We start from the raw sequence: 18,920 nt of genomic DNA on the forward strand, positions 1-18,920 counted from the left end.
CGGTGGCCAGGTCCTCAGCGGCTGCGGTACAGCCGGGTGGTCACCGGCACGAACACCGCGGCCAGCCCGGCGGCCACCGCGAGCGAGACGACGATCGCCGTGCCGTCGGGCGAACCGGCCATCAGCGACCGCGACGCGGTGGCCAGCACCGAGATCGGGTTGACGTCGACGAACGCCTGCAGCGGGCCCGGCAGGGTGGCCGGGTCGACGAAGACGTTGGACAGGAAGGTCAGCGGGAAGATCGCCATGAAGCCGGCGTTCATCACCGCGTTCGGCGAGCGCATCAGCAGCCCGAGCACCGAGAACACCCAGGACAGCCCGAACGAGAAGACGACGACCAGCGCGAGCGCGGCGACCGCACCGAGGACGCCGCCCTCGGGCCGGAAGCCCAGCGCGACGCCGACCACGACGATCACGGTGCCGGCCACCACGTAGCGGACGCTGTCGCCCAGCAGCGCGCCCACCAGCGGCGCCGGCCGCCAGATCGGCAGCGAGCGGAAGCGGTCGACCACGCCCTTGGTCAGGTCGGTGTTCAGCGAGATGCCGGAGTACACGGTGGTGAACAGCACCGACATGACCAGCAGCCCGGGCAGCGTGTAGTCCAGGTAGGCGCTGGTGGAGCCGGCGATCGCGCCGCCGAACAGGTAGGTGAACATCAGCAGGAACATCACCGGGGTGACCGTGACGTCCAGCAGCTGCTCGGGGACGTGCTTGACCTTGAGCATGCCCCGCCAGCCGAAGGTCAGCGCCGCCGACAACGGCCCCGGCCGCGGCGGCCGGGGGCTGGCGGAGATGGCCCGGCGGACGGCGGCGGTGTCCGCGCCGGTGGGCTCCCTGGTCGTGGTGGTCATGACAGCTGCTCCCGCAGGGTGTCGTCGGCGGCTGCCGTCTCCTCGGTGGGGTGGCCGGTGAGCGACAGGAAGACCTCGTCGAGGCTGGGCTGGGTCAGCGTGAAGTGGGCCAGCGGGATGCCGGCCCGGGTGAGCTCGGCGACGGCGACCGCGGCCTGCCCGGCGTCCGCCCCGGTGGCGGACAGCGCCGAGGGCTCCGGTGCCAGCGCGACCTGGCCGACCATCCGCTCCAGCAGCTCGGCCGCCGCGCCGCGCTGCCCGGGGTCGCGCAGCCGCACGTGCAGCGAGCCGGTGCCGACCGAGGCCTTGAGGTCGCCGGGGGTGCCCTCGGCGATGACCCGGCCCCGGTCGATGATGGCGATGCCGTCGGCGAGCTGGTCGGCCTCCTCCAGGTACTGGGTGCAGAGCAGGATCGTCGTCCCCTCGGCCACCAGCGCCCGGACGATCTCCCAGACCTGGTTGCGGGAACGCGGGTCGAGCCCGGTGGTCGGCTCGTCGAGGAAGACCAGCTGCGGGGTGACGACGATGCTGGCCGCGATGTCCAGCCGCCGGCGCATGCCGCCGGAGAAGTGCTTGACCAGCCGGCCGGCGGCCTCGGCGATGTCGAAGGCCTCCAGCAGCTCGTCCGCGCGGGCCCGGGCGGCAGCGCGGGAGTACCCGAGCAGCCGCCCGATCAGCACCAGGTTCTCCCGGCCGGTGAGCTCCTCGTCGACCGAGGCGAGCTGGCCGGTCAGGCTGACCAGCCCCCGGACGGCGTCGGCGTCGGACACGATGTCGTGCCCCAGCACCCGGGCACTGCCCTGGTCCGGCGGGATCAGCGTGGCCAGCATCCGGATGGTGGTGGTCTTGCCCGCGCCGTTGGGGCCCAGCACCCCGTAGACGGTGCCGGCCGGGACGGCGAGGTCGACGCCGGCGACGGCGCGGGTCTCCCCGAAGGACTTGCCCAGCCCGCTCGCCTCGATGGCGAGGGTGGTCTGCATGGTCATCGGCTTCCTCACTGGTGCGCTGCACGGGCGGCTCCGTCAGGGAGGACCGGACGGCGACCGGGAAGTCATCGGTGTGCCGGTACGAACCCGGGGACCCCGTCCGTCCGGGCGTCCAGCGGCGATGCTGGCCCCTCAGGTGCACCTGAGGTCAAGGGAGTTACGCGGCCGGATCCGGCCGCCGGGGGCGGGTGCCCACCCCCGGCGGCCGGCCGGTCACCGCCGGTGCGGCCGGCGTCAGCCGTCGGCCGGCCGCTGGAAGATCGCCAGCAGCTCGTCGACCTCGTGCGCCGCGGCGGCGGGGTGCCGGAACGGCTGGTGCGGCTGCACGGCGTAGTGGGTGCGCCGCCCGACCCGCGTGCGCCGGACGTACCCGGCGTCGGCGAGGTCGCCGAGGATCGTCAGGGTGGCCCGGGGCGAGATGCCCACCTGCGCGGCGATCTCGGTGACCCGGGCGTCCGGCGCCCCGGCGACGGCCAGCAGGACGTGCCCGTGGTTGGTCAGGAACGTCCACGGCCGCTCGGCGCTCACCCCGCTCCGCCCTCCCTCGTTCCGGCGGCCGGCCGCCGCCAGGTCGGCTCCAGGGCCGCCGTCTCCTCGGCCGACGCGACCCGGAACGGCGCGGCGGCGCCGGTGGCCACCGGCACCCGGCCCTGGCCGCGGGTGGCCCGCAGGCTGGCCGCGACCGACACCCCGATGATGGTGGCGATGACGGCCAGCGAGACCGTCGTCGGCACGTAGAACAGGTCGACCTTCAGCATCATCTTGACCCCGACCCAGACGAGCACCAGCGCCAGCCCGGTCTTCAGGTACACGAACCGGTGCACCAGGTCGGCGAGCAGGAAGTACATCGCCCGCAGCCCCAGGACGGCGAAGGCGTTGGCGGTGAACACCAGGAACGGCTCGTCGGTCACCGCGAAGATCGCCGGGATGGAGTCGACGGCGAACACCACGTCGGTGACCTCGATGACCACGAGCACGGCCAGCAGCGGGGTGGCGACGAGCCGGCCGGCGACCCGGACGACGAGCCGCTGCCCGTGGTAGGCGTCGGTCATCGGCACGAACCGGCGGAAGACCCGCAGCGCCCGGGACCGCTCCGGGTCCAGGTGCTCGTCGCGCTGCCGGATCATCTTCACCCCGGTGAACAGCAGGAACGCGGCGAAGAGGTAGAGCACCCAGCTGAAGCTGGCGATGAGCACCGACCCGGCGGCGATGAACACGCCGCGGAACACCAGGGCACCCAGGACGCCGAGGAAGAGCACCCGGTGCTGCAGCTCCCGGGGGACGGCGAAGTACGTCAGCACGATCGCCCAGACGAAGACGTTGTCCACGGCGAGGGACTTCTCGATCAGGTAGCCGGCGAAGTACTGCTGACCGAAGTCGGCGCCGGCCCGCCACCAGACGAGCACGCCGAAGCCGACGCCCAGGGCGACCCACACCGCCGACCAGGCGGCGGCCTCCCGCACGCCGATCACGTGCGCGCGGCGGTGGGCGAACAGGTCCATGGCGAGCATGGCCAGGATGACCGCCAGCACGGCGAGCCAGATCCAGAGGGGGACGTTCACGGGGCACCTCCCGGTCAGAAGACGACCGGAGGTCTCCCCCGCGCCCGGTGCCCCGGGAGCCCACCACGCCGGGCCGGAGGGCCGTACTGACGACGAGGTGGTGTGGGGTACTCCCCTCCACTGATGGGACAAGTGAAGCGCACTTCACATGTCCGCCGCAAGTGCACGCCCGTCGCGGTCGGGCCGGTAGCGTCCCGCAGGTGCCGGCGCCGGAGGTCCAGCGGAGCCCCGCACGCCGGCAGCTGGACGCCCTGACCCTGGGCCTGTTCACCGTGGCCCTGGGCACCAACGTGCCCACCCCGCTGCTGCTGGTCTACCGGCGCACCCTCGGCCTGTCCGACGCCGACATCACCGCCGTCTTCGGCTGCTACGCCCTCGGCCTGATCGCCGCGCTCACCGTCTCCGGCGCGGCGTCCGACCGCTTCGGCCGGCGGGCGGTGGTGCTGCCCTTCGCCGTCCTGGCCGGGCTGGTCTCGCTGCTGTTCCTGCCCGCCGCCGACCACCTGCCGCTCCTCTACCTGGGCCGGCTGCTGCAGGGCGCGGTCTCCGGCGTGGTGTTCTCCGTGGCCAACGCCTGGCTGCAGGACCTGGCCGGCCCGGACGGCCAGCAGTCGGCGGCCACCCGCGGCGCGGTCTCGACCTCGCTCGGCTTCGCGGTCGCACCGGCGATGAGCGGGCTGCTCGCCCAGTACGGCCCCGCGCCCACCACGCTGCCCTATCTGGTGCACGTCGCCGTCCTGCTGGTCGGGCTGGCCGCGCTGCTCACCGTCCCCGAGACGGTGCTCACCCGCCGGCCGGGGAAGGTGCTGGCGCTCGGTCTGCCGCCGGAGGCCCGCCGGCCGTTCTGGGCGGTGCTCGCCCCCACCGCGATCGGGGTGTTCGCCTTCCCGACGGTGGCGGCGACCCTGCTGCCGCTGCTCGTCGTCCCCGATGGGGTCGGGGTGGCCTACGCCGGCCTGCTCGCCGGCCTCGCCCTCGGCGCGAGCGCGGTCGCCGCGCGGCTGGGCCGGCGGGCCGAGCGGGGCGCGGCACCGCTGGGCATGGTGCTGGCCGTGGTCGGTCACGGGATCGGGGTGGTCGCGATCGTGGCCGGCTCGGAGCTCCTGCTGCTGCCCGCCGCGACCCTGCTCGGTGCCGCCGGGGGGCTGTGCCTGACCGCCGGGCTCACCCTCACCGCCCGGCTCGCCCCGCCGCACGCCCGCGGCGCGATGAACAGCGCCTTCTACGCCTTCGCCTACGCCGGCTTCGGCACCCCGCTGCTGCTGGCCTCGCTCGGCTCGGCGTTCGGCACCGTGCCGGTGATGACCGCCTTCCTCGTCGTCCCGCTGACCCTGGCCGGCTGGCTGGCCCGGGAGCTGCGCCGCCGGGCCTGACCCGGGCCGGTCAGCGGTTCTCGGTCCAGACGTCCCAGCCCAGCCGGGCGATGAGCACGGTGACCACCACGAGGAAGACCACCCGGATGAACCGGCTCCCCCGGCTGGTCGCCGTCCGGGCACCCAGGTAGGCCCCGACCGTGTTGGCGGCGCCGAGCAGCAGGCCCAGACCCCAGAACACCGAGCCGTGCGGGACGAAGAAAAGCAGCGCCCCCAGGTTGGTGGCGACGTTGACGATCTTGGCCTTGGCGCTGGCGGCGAGGAAGTCGTAGCCCAGCAGCGAGACCAGGGCGAAGACCAGGAACGACCCGGTGCCCGGCCCGAGGATCCCGTCGTAGAACCCGATGACCACCCCCACGCCCGCGGCGATGCCGTGGTGCCGCCGGCCCAGGTGCCGCAGCGCGGTGACCTCACCCAGCGCCGGGCGGAGCACGGTGAACACCCCGATGCCCACCAGCGCCACCACGATCACCGGCTTGAAGACCTCGGCCGGCAGCAGCGCGGCGATCGAGGCGCCCACGAAGCTGGCGACCAGCGCCACCCCGGCCATCGGCAGCGCCGTGCGCAGGTCCGGGCGCACCCGCCGGTAGAAGGTGACGGCGCTGGTGGTGGTGCCCAGGATCGAGCCGAGCTTGTTCGTCGCCAGCGCCTGCACCGGGGTGAGCCCGGGCACCAGCAGCAGCGCCGGCAGCTGCACCAGACCACCCCCGCCGACGACGGCGTCGATGAAGCCCGCGGTCAACGCGGCCAGCAGCACCAGCACCAGCACGGTCGGGGTGAGGCCCTCGGGGAACAGGTCGAGCGCAAGGACGTCGGTCATCCGGTGGACCGGTCGGTCGAGGGCACCGGCACACGGTAGGAGCCGGCACGACGAGCCCGGCGGGCGGTCAGCCGGGCAGTCAGCCGGGCGTGGGGAACGACCGGTCGCCGAACAGCACCCGACGGGCCGCGGCCCGGCCCGGCGCCGTCCGGAGCAGGGCGAAGGCGGCCGCCGCCATCGCCGGCGTGCGCACCTGGGCGAGCCCCTGGCGCAGCAGCAGCCGGCCGCGGAAGGAGGCCCGCAGCGCGGCGCCGTCGTAGTGCGCCAGCGGCGCCGGTCGCCCGGCGGCCAGCGCGTCGGAGAGGACGTCGGCGGCGTGCTCGGACAGGCGCAGGCACGGGTCCAGCCCGCCGGCGGTCAGCGGGGAGACCGCCCCCGCGGCGTCGCCGACCAGCAGCCCGTCCGGACCGGCGATCCGGCGCAGCAGCCCGCCGACCGGGATGGGGCCACCGCGCCGTTCCACCTCACCGGCCCGGTCCAGCCGCTCCAGGCCGGGGGCCGCGGCCCGGAACCTCGTCAGCGCCGCCCGCATGCCGTCGGGGAACCGGTCGGGGTACCCGGCGACGCCCACGTGGGCGTGCTCGCCGTCGTCCACCACCCAGGCCAGGTACCCCGGGGCCAGGGACGGGTCGAGCACGCAGTGGAACGCCGGGGGCCCGTCGCCCGGCGGCACGGCGAACACCTCCTCCGCGCCGACGAGCAGGTGCCGGTTGCGGTCCAGCCCCAGGTCGCGGGCGACCCGGGACCGCGCTCCGTCGGCGCCGACGGTGAACCGCGCCCGCACCCGCACCGGCCCGTCGGGGCCGAGCAGCTGGGCCTCGCCGTCCGCGCGGCCGACGTACCGGGTGCCCAGCGCCAGCCGGACGCCGGCGTCCACCGCGGTGCGGGCGGCGGCGAGGTACAGCGCACCCATGTCCCCCACCCGATACTCGTCGCGCCCGCTGACCAGGGTCACCGGGCCCCGCAGCGAGGGCGGGTAGAGCACCACCCGGCGGATCGGCGGCCCGAGGCAGTCCGCCGGCAGCGGGAAGTCGTCGAGGGTCTTGCGGACGAAGATGCCGGTGGTGCGGATCGCCCCGGTGAGCGTGGTCCGCCGGTCGGCCAGCAGCACGTCGTGGCCGCGCTGCGCCAGCAGCGTCGCGGTGTGCAGCCCGGCGAGTCCGGCACCGACGACCAGCACGTCACAGGCGTCGGGACCGGTCACTCGTCCCCCGCGGCGGCGCCGACGGCCACCTGCTCGTCGTCGGCGTCGGCCACCCATTCCAGCAGGTCACCGGGCTGGCAGTCGAGCACCCGGCACATCGCCTCCAGCGTGCTGAACCGCACCGCCTTGGCCCGGCCGTTCTTCAGCACCGCGACGTTGGCCGGGGTGAGCCCGACGCGCTCGGCGAAGTCGCCCACGCTCATCTTGCGCCGGGCCAGCTGGACGTCGATCCGCACCACGATCGGCATCAGATGACGGCTTCCATGTCGGTGCGCAGGGTGGTGGCCTGCCGCAGCAGCGCCCGCAGCACCACCATCAGCAGCCCGAGCACGGTGACCCCGGCCCAGGTCAGCGCCAGCAGGAGGGGCACCGCGGGGTCGTCGGCGTGCAGGCCGAACCACAGCGAGGCGCCGGTCAGCACGACCCATGCCGCCCCGACCGCGCGCACGATCGCGTCGACCCAGGCCGTGGAGGCATCGCTGAAGATGCGGTCGTCCTCGACCAGGGTGAGCAGCTTCCAGGTGGCGACGACGACCACCTGCACGCAGAGCACCAGGAAGACCGCGACGGCGGTCAGCGGCCAGCGCAGGTGGGCGTCCTGCGGCTGCTCCTGTGCCTGCTGCGCGAACTCACCGGGCAGCGAGACGGTCTGCAGCACCACGAGCACCGCGAAGAGCACCACGAGGAGGACCCGGAGCGGGGCCACGGCCCGTTGTTCGATCGCCATGCATCGAATGTCGTTGACTGTCTATCGAAAGTCAATCGACCCGGGTGCGTGTCGCCCGATCGGCGGGCGGGTCGGTCAGCGGTAGTTGACGTGCACGTGGTCGAAGTGGTTGGCCGTCACGCCACCCCGGTCCTCCATCGCCTTCCAGGAGCCGCCCGGCGAGCTGAGCATCCGCTGCTCCCAGATCACGTACTCGACGCCGAGCTCGGCCCAGTGGTCGATGTGGTACTGCGCGATGGCGTCCCCGAGGGCCGCATCGGACATGACCATGTAGTCCAGCGCCAGGCCCGACGGGTGGCCGCCGGGGTCGGCCGCGCTCGCCCGGGTGCCGCCCAGGGTGATGCCGGCGGCCCCGGGCACGTTGGAGACGACCTGGTCGGCAGCCCGCTGGACCTGCGGCTTCACGCTGCCGGCGTTGTTGGTGATCCGGGCGACCGCACCGGCGATCGCGGCCGAGACGGAGCCCGCGGACGGCTTGGCGGCGGACGGCTTGGCGGCGGACGGCTTGGCGGCGGCCGGGGCGCTCGCTGCCTCGGCGGCGCGCTGCTCGGCGGCGGCCTGCTCCTGGGCGGCGGCCTCGGCTGCTGCCGCAGCGGCCGCAGCGGCGGCGGCTTCCTCGGCGGCCTTCGCGGCGGCCTCGGCCTCGAGCCGCTGGCGCTCCACCTCGGCCTGGTCGGCGGCCGCCTGCGCCTGCTGGGCGGCGGTCTGCGCGGCCTCGCGAGTGCTGCGACTGGCGGCCAGCTGCTCCAGCGGCGCCAGGTCCCGTGCCGGGTCGACGGGCGCGGACAGCGCGGTCAGGCCCAGCTCCTCGGCCACGCTGACCGACTCGGAGACGCCGACCGCCTGGGCGGCCGGCTCCGCGCCGACCAGGACGTTGACCAGGACCGCACCGGCAGCGGCGGCCCCCAGGAAGACCCCGGGACGGCGAGCGGCGGCGAGCATGCCGCGGCGCGGCTGACTGCTCCGGCGACGCAGGCCGGACAGGGTGGCACGGGGGCGCATGAGTCGTGGTGCTCCGAGGGTGCGAGCGTAGCTCCGACGACCCGGCGGGTGTGGGCTACGGCGGGTGTGCGGGCTCCCCCGCGGGGGCGAGACGACCGACCGGACCGGGTCACGCTAACCGCCGTTGCCGTTTCGTGACAATGCATCGGAGCGGATTCGTCCCGTGACGATCCGCATCTGCCGGCACCGCTGGTCGACCGGTGCGCCGCCGCACCGGCGTGACCTGCACCCTCCCGGCACTCCCCGCTCGCAGCGCGACGGCGGGTGCGAGCGAGACCACGTCCCCGGGCGGGCGTCCGGTCGCGCCGCCGCGCGGGCGAGCCGGCTCAGGCCCGGGCGACCAGCCGCAGCACCGCCTCGGCGACCACGTCGGGCCGGTCGGCCGGGACGAAGTGGCTGGCGTCCTCCACCCAGGTCAGCCGGGCACCGGGCAGGTCCCCGGCCAGCCGCTCGCCGTGCTCGGGCTTCATCTGGTGGTCCTTGCGCCCCCAGACCACCTCGGCCGGCAGGTCCAGCCGGGGCAGGAACGGCGCCACGGTCTGGGTGTACACCGAGTCCAGCGAGCGCAGGTGCCGGGCCAGCCGGCGCGGCCCGTCCGGCTCGGCCCAGGGCGCGACGAAGTCGTCGATGAAGCGGCCGGCCCGCTCCTGGTGGGCGAAGAGGCTGCGCAGCGCCGGCCGGAGCGCGGCCGCCACGGCCGACGGGGGCAGCCGGTCGATCACCGGCCAGGCCGCCTTCATCGCCCGCACCAGCGGCACCGGCCAGGCGTCGTAGCAGACTCCGTCGACCACGCCCAGGCCCGCGACCCGCGAGGTGTTCGTGGTGGCCAGGATCTGCGCGACGCCACCGCCGAGATCGTGCCCCACCACCACGACCCGCTCCAGCTCCAGGACGTCGAGCAGGTCGACCAGCAGCGCTGCCTGCGCCGCCAGGTCGACCCGGGCGCCGTCCGGGGCGGGTGAGCTGCCGTAGCCCAGCATGTCGACGGCGACCACCCGGGCGGACCCGCAGACCGCGGGCACGACGTCGGCCCACAGCCGGTGGTTGGTCGGGATGCCGTGCACCAGCAGGACGGGCGGGCCGCTCTTCCCCGCCGTCCACACGTTCAGCCGGTGCTCGCCGACGTCGATCATCCGGGTCGATCCGATCTGTGCCGCCATGTCCATGCCATGCCCGGCCACCGCCTTTCGATGCACCGCCCGGGCGCACCCGACCCATCGGTGGGCATGTCAGGGGTCGCCGCGACCGGGCCGCCCGGTGCGCGCACCCGCGCCACCGGCGGCATGATCGACAGCCGGCCCGAGCCCGAGGCCGCGTGCGATCCGCCCCGGAGGACGACCCGATGGACCAGCTCCACCTGGCCTACGCCCTGGTCGGCAGCCTCGCCGTCGCGCTGGCCGCGCTGTCCAGCCGCATCCGCGACCTGCCGTTCAGCGAACCGCTGCTCGCGATGCTGCTCGGCGTGCTCGTGGGCCCGCAGCTGCTCGGCCTGATCGAGGTCTCCGAGACGACCCGCCCGACCCTGCTCAGCGAGATGGGCCGGGTGCTGCTGGCCGTCTCGCTGGTCGGGGTGGCCCTGCGCTACCCCGTCCGCCGCCTGCGGCCGATCGTCACCCCCACCGCGGTGCTGGTGTCGGTGGGCATGGTGGGCATGGCGGCGTTGTCGGCCGGGCTGGCCTGGCTGGTGCTGGGGGTGCCGCTGGCCCTGGCTCTGCTCCTCGGCGCCTGCATCGCGCCCACCGACCCGGTGTTGGCCTCCAGCGTGGTCACCGGGCAGCCGGCCGAGGAGCACCTCCCGGCCCGCACCCGGCAGCTGCTGTCGGCCGAGTCCGGCACCAACGACGGGCTGGCCCTGCCGCTGGTGCTGCTGGGCATCGCCCTGGTGGTCGGCGAGTCCGTCGGGCACGCCGCCCTGGACGGGGTCTACCAGGTGGCGGTGGGCGCCGCGATCGGCGCCGCCGCCGGGTTCGTCGCCGGGCGGGCCGTGACGTTCGCGCTGCGGCGCTCCGACGTCTCCGAGGGCGCCTCGCTGATCTTCACCCTGGTGCTGGCCATCGCCGTCCTGGGGCTGGCCCGGGTGGCCAACACCGACGGCGTGCTGGCGGTCTTCGTCGCCGGGCTGGCCTACAACGCGGTCGTCGCGAACGACGAGGTCGGGCCGCAGAACACCATCGACGAGGGGGTCAACCGGTACGTCGTCCTGCCGCTGTTCCTGCTGCTGGGCATCGAGCTGCCCTGGTCGGCCTGGGTGGACCTCGGCTGGGGTGCGGTGGCGTTCCCGGTCGCGGTGCTGCTGCTGCGCCGGCTGCCGGTGCTGCTGGCCCTGACCCGGCCGCTCGGGCTGCGGCTGCGCGACGGCGTCTTCCTCGGCTGGTTCGGCCCGATCGGGGTGAGCGCGGTCTTCTACCTGACCTTCAGCGTCGAGGAGGGCGTCGCCGACCCCCGGCTGTGGGCGGCCGGCAGCCTGGTCGTCGCGGCGAGCACCCTGGCGCACGGGGTGAGCTCCGCCCCGGGCCGTCGCCTGTACCGGCGGGCCGCCGAGGGCTGACCGCCGGTGTTGCGGTCGCCTTGCACCTGCGTGGCGATCCCGCGACATCCCGGCTGGGGCGGCAGCCGGGTGGGCACCACCCCTGTCCGGGCCACCTGCCGCGATCGGCAGCAGGCCTCCTGAGGACCAGCAGGACCCACGCCGGGCAGCCGACCGGACCGCGACGAGTGCGAGGAGGACGGTGCCCGAGCGATGAGCGCCGTCGACGTGGTCCCCGAGCTCGCCGTCCGCCGGACCGACCCGCTGACCGCCCGGGCCGTCTGGCGGGTCATCCGGCACGAGGGGCTGGGCTCGTTGACCGTCCGGTCGTTCGGCCGGCTGCGGCACGGTGACGGCTTCTCGCACGCTCGGGCGACCGGGTTCCAGGTCTCCCTCGCCGTCGTCCCGCTCGTCATCGCCGTCATCGGGCTGGCCCAGCTGCTCGACGCCTCCTGGATGGGGCTGGTGCTGCGCCGGACGCTGCTGCAGCTGACCCCGGGGGCATCGGACGCCCTGGTCCGGCAGACGCTGCCCGGGTCCGACGAGTCGGCGCTGCGGATCTCGGCGTTCGTTCTTGTGGTCGCGGCCGCCCTGCTGGCCCTGACCACCGCGATGGCCCAGCTGGAACGCGGCGCCAACCGGGTGTACGGGATCGACACCGACCGCCCGACCCGCCGCAGGTACGGCCGCGCGCTGGTGCTGGCCCTGGTCGCCGGCCTGCCCGCGATGGCCGGGTCGCTGGTCCTCGTCGCCGGCAGTGCCTTCGCCGACGCGGTCGAGGAGGTCCACGGGACCGACGACGACCTCGTGCTGCTGCTGACCTGGCCGGTCGGCGTGCTGCTGGTCGTCGGCCCGGTCACCGTGCTGCTGAGGTCGGCCCCCCACCGGCGGCAGCCGGGCTGGCCCATCCTGCTCTTCGGTGGCGGGCTGGCCCTGCTGGCCTGGACCGGGCTCACCCTGCTGCTGGCCGGGGCGCTCCAGGTGTCGGCCGGCTTCGGCACCGTCTACGGGCCGCTCACCGGCGTGGTCTTCCTGCTGCTGTGGTCGCAGACGGCCTCGGCGGCGGTCCTCTTCGGCTTCGCCGTCTCCGCCGAGCTGGAGCTCGTCGCCGGCGCCACCCCCGTTCCGTCCCGCCCGTCACCACCCGAGGAGCACCGATGACCGACGTCGTCTCGTTCGACGGCACCCACCTGGCCGTGTCCACCTGGGGTGCCGAGGACGCGCCGCTGGTCGTGCTGGTCCACGGCCTGGGCATGTCGACCAGCTCGTGGGGCGAGGTGCCCGACCGGCTGGCCGGCACCTGCCGGGTGGTCGCCTACGACCTGCGGGGCCACGCCGGGAGCGGACCGGCGGGCACCGGCCGCTACCGGCTGGCCAGCCACGCCGCCGACCTGGCCGCGGTGCTGGACCACGTCCGGCGGGGCGGTGAGCAGGTGACGCTGGTCGGGCACAGCCTGGGCGGGGCGATCCTGCTGGAGCACGTGGCCACCGCTGGTGACGGGCACGTGGCAGGTGCTGTGTTCGCCGGGTCGGGCGGCTCGGCCGTGACCGTGCCCGGCCTGCCCGCCCACGGCCTGCCCGCGCCGGTGGGCGCCGTCGTCCGGGCCGCCTGGCTGGGCCTGCTGCTGCTGGGCGTGCGCGCCGGACGCCGGCTGCGCGGCTGGGACGCCGTCACCGACCGGGTGTCGCGGCGGTGGGCGTTCGCCCCGCACGAGCCGGCCGAGCTCGTGGCCCGGGCCCGCGCGGACTTCCTGGCGACCCGGCCGCGCGCACTCGCCGGCACCGTGCTGGCCAGCATCAGCCACGACGGGCAGCGGCTGGCCCCGGCGCTCACGGCGCCGGCGGTCGTCGTGCACGGCGGTCAGGACAACGAGGTACCCGACGACGACGCCCGGCGGCTGCTGGACGCGCTGCCCGCCGGGGAGCTGGTGTCCCTGCCGCGCAGCGGCCACATGCTGCCGCTGACCGACCCCGAGGTGGTCGCCGGGCAGGTGGCCCGGCTGATCCGGCGGACGCAGCAGGAGCGCACCGGCTGAGCCGCGCGGGGACGGCGTCCCCCTCCGCTGGGAGTTGGTGGGCCGGGCCGCCGATGGGCAGACTGACCGACGTGTCACGGTCCGTGCTGGTCATCGAGGACGACCCCCGCATCCGACGCATCGTGCAGCTGACCCTGGAGCGCGAGGGCCTGCGGGTCACCGAGGCCGAGAGCGGGGAGGCCGGGCTGGCGCGCCTGGCCGAGCAGGAGTTCGACGTGATCCTGCTGGACCTGATGCTGCCCGGGCAGGACGGTTTCGAGGTCTGCCGGGCGATCCGGCGGACCTCCAACACCCCGGTGATCATGGTCACCGCCCGGTCGGACAGCCACGACGTCGTCGCCGGCCTGGAAGCGGGGGCCGACGACTACGTGTCCAAGCCGTTCGTGCCCAAGGAGCTGTCCGCCCGGATCCGGGCGCTGGCCCGGCGCACCCGCGTCCCCGAGCCGCGCCGGGAGGTGGCCGTGGGCGACCTGGTGCTCATCCCCGCCGACGGCACGGTCACCCGGGACGGCGCGCCGCTGGACCTCACCCGCACCGAGTTCAAGCTGCTGTGCGAGCTCGCCGCCGAACCCGGCCGGGTGCTGAGCCGGGAGGAGCTGCTGGACCGGGTCTGGGGCTACGACTACTTCGGGGACTCCCGGCTGGTGGACGTGCACGTCCGGCGGTTGCGCAAGAAGGTCGAGCGGGACCCGAGCTCCCCGGCCGTCGTCCTGACGGTGCGCGGGATGGGCTACCGCGTGCCTGCGTGAGCAGCGCCGTCCTGACCGCGGCCGACCGGCCGGCGGTCCGGCGCCGGCTGCTGCGGACCGCGCGCCGCCCGGGGCCCCGGACCCTCCGCGGCCGGGCAGCCCTCGCCTTCGGCGCGATCAGCCTGGTGCTCTCCACCGCGCTGGCGCTGACGGTGTGGGGAGCGGTCTCCCAGTACCTGCTGCTGCAGCGGGAACGGGCCACCCTGGCCCAGGCCAGCGCCAACTCCGCCCAGCTGCAGCGCGGGGCGTCCGCGGCCGGGCTCACCCTCCCCCAGCTGCTGGCCCAGCTGCCCCGGCAGACCGGGTCGACCTCGCTGTTCGTGGACAGCGGCGAGTGGACGACGACATCGCTGCTGGTCGGCCGGGACGACCTGCCCCGGGGCCTGCGGGACACCGTGGTCGAGGGCAGCCCGGCCCGGCAGCGGATCACCGTGCAGGGCGAGACGGTGCTCGCCGTCGGCATCCCGCTGGCCGGACTGGAGGACGCCTACTTCGAGGTCTTCCCGCTGGACGAGCTGGACCGCACCTACCGGGTGCTGGGCACGGTGCTCGCCCTGGCGGTGCTGGCCTCGGTGCCGCTGTCGCTGGTCGCGGGCTGGTGGAGCACCCGGCCGGCGCTGCGCCCGCTGGAGCGCATCTCCACCGTCGCCGGCGCGATCGCCGCCGGCGACCTGGGCGCCCGGCTGGACCCGCAGGGCGACCCGTCGCTGACCCCGCTCGCCGCCTCGTTCAACCAGACCGTCGCCGCCCTCGAGGCCCGGGTGCGCAGCGACGCCCGGTTCGCCGCCGACGTCAGCCACGAGCTGCGGACGCCGCTGACCGCCATGCTCGGGGCGATGTCGCTGGTCGAGGAGCACGTCGACCGGCTGCCGGCGGACGGCCAGGAGGGGCTGGCCCTGCTGCGGGCCGAGGTGCTCGGCTTCGAGCGGCTGGTCGCGGACCTGCTGGAGATCTCCCGGGCCGACGCCGGCAGCACCGACGCCGCACTCGAGGACGTCCGGGTGGCCGACCTGGTCCGCGCGCTGCTGGCCCGCCGCTCGCTGGCCGGGCGGCCACCGGTGCCGGTCGAGGCACCGGACGACGTCGACCAACTGGTCGTGCGGGCGGACAAGCGCCGACTGGAACGGGTGCTGGGCAACCTGATCGACAACGCGGACACCCACGGCCAGGGGCTGCGCGGGCTGGTCCTGGCCGCGGACGGGGGGACGGTCCGGATCTCGGTCGACGACGCCGGCGCCGGGGTGCCGGCCGGGGACCGGGACCGGGTGTTCGAGCGCTTCGCCCGCGGCGCGGGGAGCTCGCGGGTGCACACCCCCGGGGCCGGGCTGGGGCTGGCCCTGGTCACCCGGCACCTGCAGGCGATGGACGGCAGCGTCACCGTCGGCGACAGCCCGCAGGGCGGAGCGCGCTTCACCGTCGAGCTGCCACTGGGGAGCACCCGGTGAGGCGCGCCCTCGTCGTCCTGCTCGGGCTCCTGCTGCTGGTCGCCGGGTGCGGGGTCGGCTCCCAGGACCGTCCGGAGCGGCTCACCCTGACCGAGGCGCCGACGTCGCGGGCGACCAGCCCGGGCCCGGGAAGCGTCGAGGTCGAGGTGTTCTTCGTCCGCGGCACCGAACTGGAAGCGGTGGCCCGCTCGGCACCGGCCCAGGACCCCACCACCCTGCTCGAGGTGCTCGTCGCGGGGCCGACGCGCACCGAGGTCTTCTCCGGGCTGCGGACCGCGATCGCCCCGCAGACCCCGATCGTCCCCACCGGGCTGGCCGCGGGCCGGCTGGTCGTGGACCTGCCGGTCGAGCTGACCGACGTCAGCGGGGGCAACCAGCTGCTGACGTTCGCGCAGCTGGTCTGGACCCTCACCACGCTGCCCAGCATCGACGAGGTGTGGTTCACCTCCGGCGGGGTGCCGGTGGAGGTGCCCACCGACGCGGGCCTCACCGGCGCACCGGTGGAGCGGGACGACTACCGGTCGGCCGCTCCGGCGGTCAGCAGCTCGCCCGGCGCACCGACCGACTGACCACCCGGCTGCCATCGGACCGTCATCCCGGGGCGGACCTGGATGACGGTTCGCGGACGACGCCGGCGCCCGCACCGCGCCGCGGCCGCGTGGCAGGCGAACCTGGGGTCGAGGACTCCCCCACCCGACTCGTCAGGAGCCGCCCGCCGTGCGCACCCCGCTGCCGTGCCCCGGGTGGTGGGCACGGTGAGGCGCTGGTGGGTCCGGGCCGTGCTCGCCCTGACGGCCGCGGTCGCGCTGCTGCTGGGCTGGGGCGTGCTGGTCGAACCACGCCTGGTGCTGGACCAGGAGCGGCTCGAGGTCGCCCTCCCCCAGCTGAGCGGCGAGTGGACCGGCACCGAGCTCGCGGTCCTGTCCGACCTGCAGGTTGGGGCACCGTGGGCCAACACCGGCATGGTGGAGCGTGCGGTCGCCGCCGTGGTGGCCGCCGAGCCGGACGCCGTCCTGCTGGCCGGTGACCTGGTCCACGGCCCGCCCGCGACCCGGACGATCGACCCCGGCGCCGGGACCCACCTGCCGGAGGCCGCCGGCCGGGCGCCGAACGCCGGGCGGCAGGTGGAGCAGGTCCTCGAGCTGCTCGCGCCGCTGGCCGAGGCGGGGCTGGCGACGTACGCGGTGCTGGGCGACCACGACCTCTCCTCCGGCGCGGCCGACGAGCTGACCCGGGGCCTGACCCGGATCGGCGTCCCGGTGCTCCGCGACGAGGCCCGGCGGCTGCCGCCGCCCACCGGGGAGCAGCCGGTGACCGACCTGTGGGTGGTGGGCCTGGACGCCGTCCGGCCCGACACCACCGCCGCGTTCGCCGGCGTCCCGGACGACGCCCCGCGGGTGGTGCTGGTGCACGACCCGACCGGTTTCCGGTCCCTGCCCACCGGCCACGCCCCGCTGACCCTGGCCGGGCACACCCGCTGCGGCCAGCTCGGGGTGCCCGGGCTGCCGCGCTGGTCGCGGCTCGGGCTCGACGCCGAGGACGAGGCGGTGGCCGACGGCTGGTCACCGGCTGGGTACGGCGCGCCCGGCAACCGGCTCTACGTCACCTGCGGCATCGGCTTCGACGTCGCCCCGATCCGGCTGCTCGCCCCGCCCCAGGTGGTGTTCGTCGAGCTCACCCCGGCCTCCGCGGGCTGACCTGCCGCCGCGGGACATGAGGAAGCCGGGACGCACCAGCACCGCCGGGCGTGCGCCGAGGCCTGCCGGCGCTGCGAGCAGGCCTGCCGCACGCTGCTCGGCTCGCTGGGCTGAGCCGACCCCCGCCGGCGGGGACCGGACCGGTTCAGGAGCGCGCGGCCCACCCGTGGCCACAGGCCCGGCAGCGCATCCGGGCGAACCAGCTGCGGTCCTCCGCCGCGGGCGTGGCGTCCACCAGGTCCCGGGAGGAACAGCACGGGCAGTGCAGCAGCACGGCGAGGGCACCGCTGCGCCCGGTGAGCGGGCGGATCGGCCCCGGCCGCCGGGCGGTCCTCGGCCGAGCGGTCGGACGGACGGTGGCCGGGGGCAGGAGGCTGGTCACGGCCGGCTCACGCGTCGACGAACGAGGGCTCGGGGGCGACCGCGCTGGGCTGCGGCACGCCGGCCGCCATCGCGGCGGCTGCCGCGGTCGCCGCCGTCGGGGGCGCGACCTCCCAGACCTCGGCGGTGCGGGGCCGCCCCTGCTCCTCGCGGTGGGCGTAGAGCTGCTCGCGGGGCGGCAGCGGGTGCCCGACCGGGCAGCGCAGGGTGCCCACCTCGCCGACGTGCACCGGGCTGCGCCGCCCGGGGACGACGCACCGGCCGGCGCGTTCGATCAGCCGGGTGTCGCACTCCGGGCAGTGGAGGTTGTGCACGGACAGGATCCAGACGGAGACCATGCGCACACCCTGCGTGACGGAACCCCCCGCGATCCAGGCCCCGGTGCCCGTGTCCGGCGACCTTCACACGATCGCAAAGCTCAGCCGGTCCGGCCGGACGGGTCGCCGTCGGCCGCGCTCCCCCGGGTCACCCCCGCGACGCCCTCCAGGGCGGACCAGTCCCCGATGGCGCTCCGCGGGACGACGCTGAGGGTCCCGTCGGTCTCCAGCACCACCGCCGCGACCTCGCTCAGGTCCCCCGAGCCCGAGGCCCGCACGGCCTGCCGGACCTCGTCGAGCGCCACCCGCTGCGCGGCCAGGGCGTCACTGATCGGCCGGCCGTCCCGCCACAGCAGGGTCGGCCGCGCGGTCACCACCCCGCGCACCCCCGGCACGTGCACCGTCAGCCAGGCGACCAGCGCCTGCAGCGTGGCCAGCAGCACCAGCGCGGCCATGCCCTCGGCCCAGGACACGTCGGAGCTGAGCAGGATCGTGGCGAGGGTCGAGCCCAGGGCCACGGTGACGATCAGGTCGAAGGCGTTCAGCTTCGCCAGCGTCCGCTTGCCCGACAGCCGCAGCACCACCACCAGGCTCACGTACGCGGCGGTGCCCACCGCCAGCACACGGGCCACGTCCGACCACGAGTCCCACCACATGTCGCCTCCTCGGCTGCGTCCACCTGTCCGCGGGACACCGTCCCGGACCTCCGACCCGATGCAGCCTGCAGGCAGCGGGGTCGGCTCGCGAACCGGCACGGCGGCCGCGCGCCGGCGTGTGAAGGGTGCGTGACTCTTCCGTGCCCCGCTTGTGGCGGAACAGGACCGGCTGCCATGGTCGGGCGGCGACGGCACCGACGACCGAGCGCCGCCGACCCGCCGTCCACCCACGGGTCGCACCGACACACCGGAGGACGCCATGCTCCCCACGCGATCGCCGCACACCCCCACCGACCGCACGCTGACCGAGGTGGTGGACGGCCACACCGGCCGCGTCCGGGTCAGCGGCCACCTCACCCCCGCCGGCGCCGACCTGGTCCGGGGAACCGTCGAGGGGCTGCGCCAGCAGGGCCACTCGACCGTCGTGCTCGACCTCGCCGAGGTGCAGGCCGCCGACGACGTCGGGCTCCGCGTGCTGTCCACCCTGCGCACCTCGATGGCCGACTCCGGCGACGAGCTGCTGGTCCACAACGCGCCGGCCGGGCGCACGACGGGCGCCTGAGCACCGGACGACGACGGCCGGGCCC

22 protein-coding genes and 1 pseudogene are annotated in these 18,920 nt (G+C 75.6%); 10 read left to right on the plus strand and 13 right to left on the minus strand.

The window, feature by feature from the left end; genetic code table 11:
• Window positions 1-14: 14 nt before the first annotated feature.
• The 4 genes from Q1A09_RS01345 to Q1A09_RS01360 form a co-directional block, all read right to left on the minus strand.
• Window positions 15-851, minus strand: coding sequence for an ABC transporter permease (locus Q1A09_RS01345; RefSeq protein ID WP_299951127.1), 837 nt, complete (start codon window positions 849-851; stop codon window positions 15-17).
• Window positions 848-1,837, minus strand: coding sequence for an ATP-binding cassette domain-containing protein (locus Q1A09_RS01350; protein ID WP_299951130.1), 990 nt, complete (start codon window positions 1,835-1,837; stop codon window positions 848-850). The genes Q1A09_RS01345 and Q1A09_RS01350 overlap by 4 nt, the downstream gene beginning before the upstream one ends.
• A gap of 234 nt (window positions 1,838-2,071) precedes the next feature.
• Window positions 2,072-2,365, minus strand: a complete 294-nt coding sequence (locus Q1A09_RS01355; protein WP_299951133.1) for a winged helix-turn-helix domain-containing protein — start codon at window positions 2,363-2,365, stop codon at window positions 2,072-2,074.
• On the minus strand, window positions 2,362-3,399 hold the full coding sequence (locus Q1A09_RS01360; protein ID WP_299951136.1) for a TerC family protein: 1,038 nt from the start codon (window positions 3,397-3,399) through the stop codon (window positions 2,362-2,364). The genes Q1A09_RS01355 and Q1A09_RS01360 overlap by 4 nt, the downstream gene beginning before the upstream one ends.
• Window positions 3,400-3,599: 200 nt before the next feature.
• On the opposite strand from Q1A09_RS01360, the gene Q1A09_RS01365 reads away from it, so the two are divergent.
• Window positions 3,600-4,772, plus strand: coding sequence for an MFS transporter (locus tag Q1A09_RS01365; protein ID WP_299951139.1), 1,173 nt, complete (start codon window positions 3,600-3,602; stop codon window positions 4,770-4,772).
• Between the two features lie 10 nt (window positions 4,773-4,782).
• On the opposite strand, the gene Q1A09_RS01370 is transcribed toward Q1A09_RS01365, so the two are convergent.
• From Q1A09_RS01370 to Q1A09_RS01395, 6 genes are all read right to left on the minus strand, one after another.
• Window positions 4,783-5,592, minus strand: a complete 810-nt coding sequence (locus Q1A09_RS01370) for a TSUP family transporter (protein ID WP_299951142.1) — start codon at window positions 5,590-5,592, stop codon at window positions 4,783-4,785.
• Window positions 5,593-5,671: 79 nt separating this feature from the next.
• Window positions 5,672-6,796 (minus strand): NAD(P)/FAD-dependent oxidoreductase, encoded by a 1,125-nt coding sequence (locus Q1A09_RS01375; protein WP_299951144.1) that lies wholly within the window; start codon window positions 6,794-6,796, stop codon window positions 5,672-5,674.
• The gene (locus tag Q1A09_RS01380; protein ID WP_299951147.1) at window positions 6,793-7,044 is read right to left on the minus strand and encodes a helix-turn-helix transcriptional regulator; all 252 of its coding nucleotides are present in this window, start codon (window positions 7,042-7,044) and stop codon (window positions 6,793-6,795) included. Before Q1A09_RS01380 ends, Q1A09_RS01375 begins: the two co-directional genes overlap by 4 nt.
• Entirely contained in the window at window positions 7,044-7,523 is a 480-nt protein-coding gene (locus Q1A09_RS01385; protein WP_299951149.1) for a DUF2975 domain-containing protein, read from the minus strand. The genes Q1A09_RS01380 and Q1A09_RS01385 overlap by 1 nt, the downstream gene beginning before the upstream one ends.
• A gap of 75 nt (window positions 7,524-7,598) precedes the next feature.
• Window positions 7,599-8,525 (minus strand): hypothetical protein, encoded by a 927-nt coding sequence (locus Q1A09_RS01390; RefSeq protein WP_299951152.1) that lies wholly within the window; start codon window positions 8,523-8,525, stop codon window positions 7,599-7,601.
• A gap of 326 nt (window positions 8,526-8,851) precedes the next feature.
• Window positions 8,852-9,685, minus strand: coding sequence for an alpha/beta fold hydrolase (locus Q1A09_RS01395; protein ID WP_299951157.1), 834 nt, complete (start codon window positions 9,683-9,685; stop codon window positions 8,852-8,854).
• 182 nt (window positions 9,686-9,867) lie between these two features.
• On the opposite strand from Q1A09_RS01395, the gene Q1A09_RS01400 reads away from it, so the two are divergent.
• The 8 genes and pseudogenes from Q1A09_RS01400 to Q1A09_RS22570 all read left to right on the plus strand — a co-directional run.
• A complete protein-coding gene (locus tag Q1A09_RS01400; RefSeq protein WP_299951159.1) occupies window positions 9,868-11,073 on the plus strand; it encodes a cation:proton antiporter in 1,206 nt (401 codons plus the stop codon).
• Between the two features lie 192 nt (window positions 11,074-11,265).
• Window positions 11,266-12,213 (plus strand): YihY/virulence factor BrkB family protein, encoded by a 948-nt coding sequence (locus tag Q1A09_RS01405; RefSeq protein ID WP_299951161.1) that lies wholly within the window; start codon window positions 11,266-11,268, stop codon window positions 12,211-12,213.
• Entirely contained in the window at window positions 12,210-13,088 is an 879-nt protein-coding gene (locus Q1A09_RS01410; RefSeq protein ID WP_299951164.1) for an alpha/beta fold hydrolase, read from the plus strand. The genes Q1A09_RS01405 and Q1A09_RS01410 overlap by 4 nt, the downstream gene beginning before the upstream one ends.
• 71 nt (window positions 13,089-13,159) lie before the next feature.
• A complete protein-coding gene (locus Q1A09_RS01415; RefSeq protein ID WP_299951166.1) occupies window positions 13,160-13,837 on the plus strand; it encodes a response regulator transcription factor in 678 nt (225 codons plus the stop codon).
• Complete coding sequence (locus Q1A09_RS01420) at window positions 13,834-15,282, plus strand: HAMP domain-containing sensor histidine kinase (protein ID WP_299951169.1); 1,449 nt, start codon at window positions 13,834-13,836, stop codon at window positions 15,280-15,282. Before Q1A09_RS01415 ends, Q1A09_RS01420 begins: the two co-directional genes overlap by 4 nt.
• Window positions 15,279-15,851 (plus strand): GerMN domain-containing protein, encoded by a 573-nt coding sequence (locus tag Q1A09_RS01425; RefSeq protein ID WP_299951172.1) that lies wholly within the window; start codon window positions 15,279-15,281, stop codon window positions 15,849-15,851. Before Q1A09_RS01420 ends, Q1A09_RS01425 begins: the two co-directional genes overlap by 4 nt.
• Window positions 15,852-16,037: 186 nt before the next feature.
• On the plus strand, window positions 16,038-16,979 hold the full coding sequence (locus Q1A09_RS01430; protein ID WP_299951175.1) for a metallophosphoesterase: 942 nt from the start codon (window positions 16,038-16,040) through the stop codon (window positions 16,977-16,979).
• Between the two features lie 36 nt (window positions 16,980-17,015).
• Window positions 17,016-17,093: pseudogene (locus tag Q1A09_RS22570) on the plus strand (four-helix bundle copper-binding protein); the annotation flags it as partial.
• Between the two features lie 31 nt (window positions 17,094-17,124).
• Here the strand turns inward: Q1A09_RS22570 and Q1A09_RS01435 are convergent.
• The 3 genes from Q1A09_RS01435 to Q1A09_RS01445 all read right to left on the minus strand — a co-directional run bounded on the left by Q1A09_RS01435 (window position 17,125) and on the right by Q1A09_RS01445 (window position 18,333).
• On the minus strand, window positions 17,125-17,361 hold the full coding sequence (locus Q1A09_RS01435) for a hypothetical protein (RefSeq protein WP_299951179.1): 237 nt from the start codon (window positions 17,359-17,361) through the stop codon (window positions 17,125-17,127).
• A gap of 7 nt (window positions 17,362-17,368) precedes the next feature.
• The gene (locus tag Q1A09_RS01440) at window positions 17,369-17,698 is read right to left on the minus strand and encodes a hypothetical protein (RefSeq protein WP_299951182.1); all 330 of its coding nucleotides are present in this window, start codon (window positions 17,696-17,698) and stop codon (window positions 17,369-17,371) included.
• Between the two features lie 80 nt (window positions 17,699-17,778).
• On the minus strand, window positions 17,779-18,333 hold the full coding sequence (locus tag Q1A09_RS01445) for a DUF421 domain-containing protein (protein ID WP_299951185.1): 555 nt from the start codon (window positions 18,331-18,333) through the stop codon (window positions 17,779-17,781).
• 259 nt (window positions 18,334-18,592) lie between these two features.
• Here Q1A09_RS01445 and Q1A09_RS01450 point away from each other — a divergent pair, with 259 nt between their 5' ends.
• The gene (locus Q1A09_RS01450) at window positions 18,593-18,895 is read left to right on the plus strand and encodes an STAS domain-containing protein (RefSeq protein ID WP_299951188.1); all 303 of its coding nucleotides are present in this window, start codon (window positions 18,593-18,595) and stop codon (window positions 18,893-18,895) included.
• The last annotated feature ends 25 nt before the right edge of the window (window positions 18,896-18,920 follow it).

The organism is uncultured Modestobacter sp., from assembly GCF_947486615.1.
In the GTDB taxonomy this organism is placed as follows: Bacteria; Actinomycetota; Actinomycetes; order Mycobacteriales; family Geodermatophilaceae; genus Modestobacter.

Bases quoted from the DNA above. Each gene is read 5' to 3' on its own strand.
- Q1A09_RS01450 (WP_299951188.1), top strand. From the start codon at position 18,593: ATGCTCCCCACGCGATCGCCGCACACCCCCACCGACCGCACGCTGACC.
- Q1A09_RS01390 (WP_299951152.1), bottom strand. From the start codon at position 8,525: ATGCGCCCCCGTGCCACCCTGTCCGGCCTGCGTCGCCGGAGCAGTCAG.
- Q1A09_RS01370 (WP_299951142.1), bottom strand. From the start codon at position 5,592: ATGACCGACGTCCTTGCGCTCGACCTGTTCCCCGAGGGCCTCACCCCG.
- Q1A09_RS01410 (WP_299951164.1), top strand. From the start codon at position 12,210: ATGACCGACGTCGTCTCGTTCGACGGCACCCACCTGGCCGTGTCCACC.
- Q1A09_RS01385 (WP_299951149.1), bottom strand. From the start codon at position 7,523: ATGGCGATCGAACAACGGGCCGTGGCCCCGCTCCGGGTCCTCCTCGTG.
- Q1A09_RS01445 (WP_299951185.1), bottom strand. From the start codon at position 18,333: ATGTGGTGGGACTCGTGGTCGGACGTGGCCCGTGTGCTGGCGGTGGGC.
- Q1A09_RS01350 (WP_299951130.1), bottom strand. From the start codon at position 1,837: ATGACCATGCAGACCACCCTCGCCATCGAGGCGAGCGGGCTGGGCAAG.
- Q1A09_RS01345 (WP_299951127.1), bottom strand. From the start codon at position 851: ATGACCACCACGACCAGGGAGCCCACCGGCGCGGACACCGCCGCCGTC.
- Q1A09_RS01405 (WP_299951161.1), top strand. From the start codon at position 11,266: ATGAGCGCCGTCGACGTGGTCCCCGAGCTCGCCGTCCGCCGGACCGAC.
- Q1A09_RS01380 (WP_299951147.1), bottom strand. From the start codon at position 7,044: ATGCCGATCGTGGTGCGGATCGACGTCCAGCTGGCCCGGCGCAAGATG.
- Q1A09_RS01400 (WP_299951159.1), top strand. From the start codon at position 9,868: ATGGACCAGCTCCACCTGGCCTACGCCCTGGTCGGCAGCCTCGCCGTC.
- Q1A09_RS01440 (WP_299951182.1), bottom strand. From the start codon at position 17,698: ATGGTCTCCGTCTGGATCCTGTCCGTGCACAACCTCCACTGCCCGGAG.
- Q1A09_RS01395 (WP_299951157.1), bottom strand. From the start codon at position 9,685: ATGGCGGCACAGATCGGATCGACCCGGATGATCGACGTCGGCGAGCAC.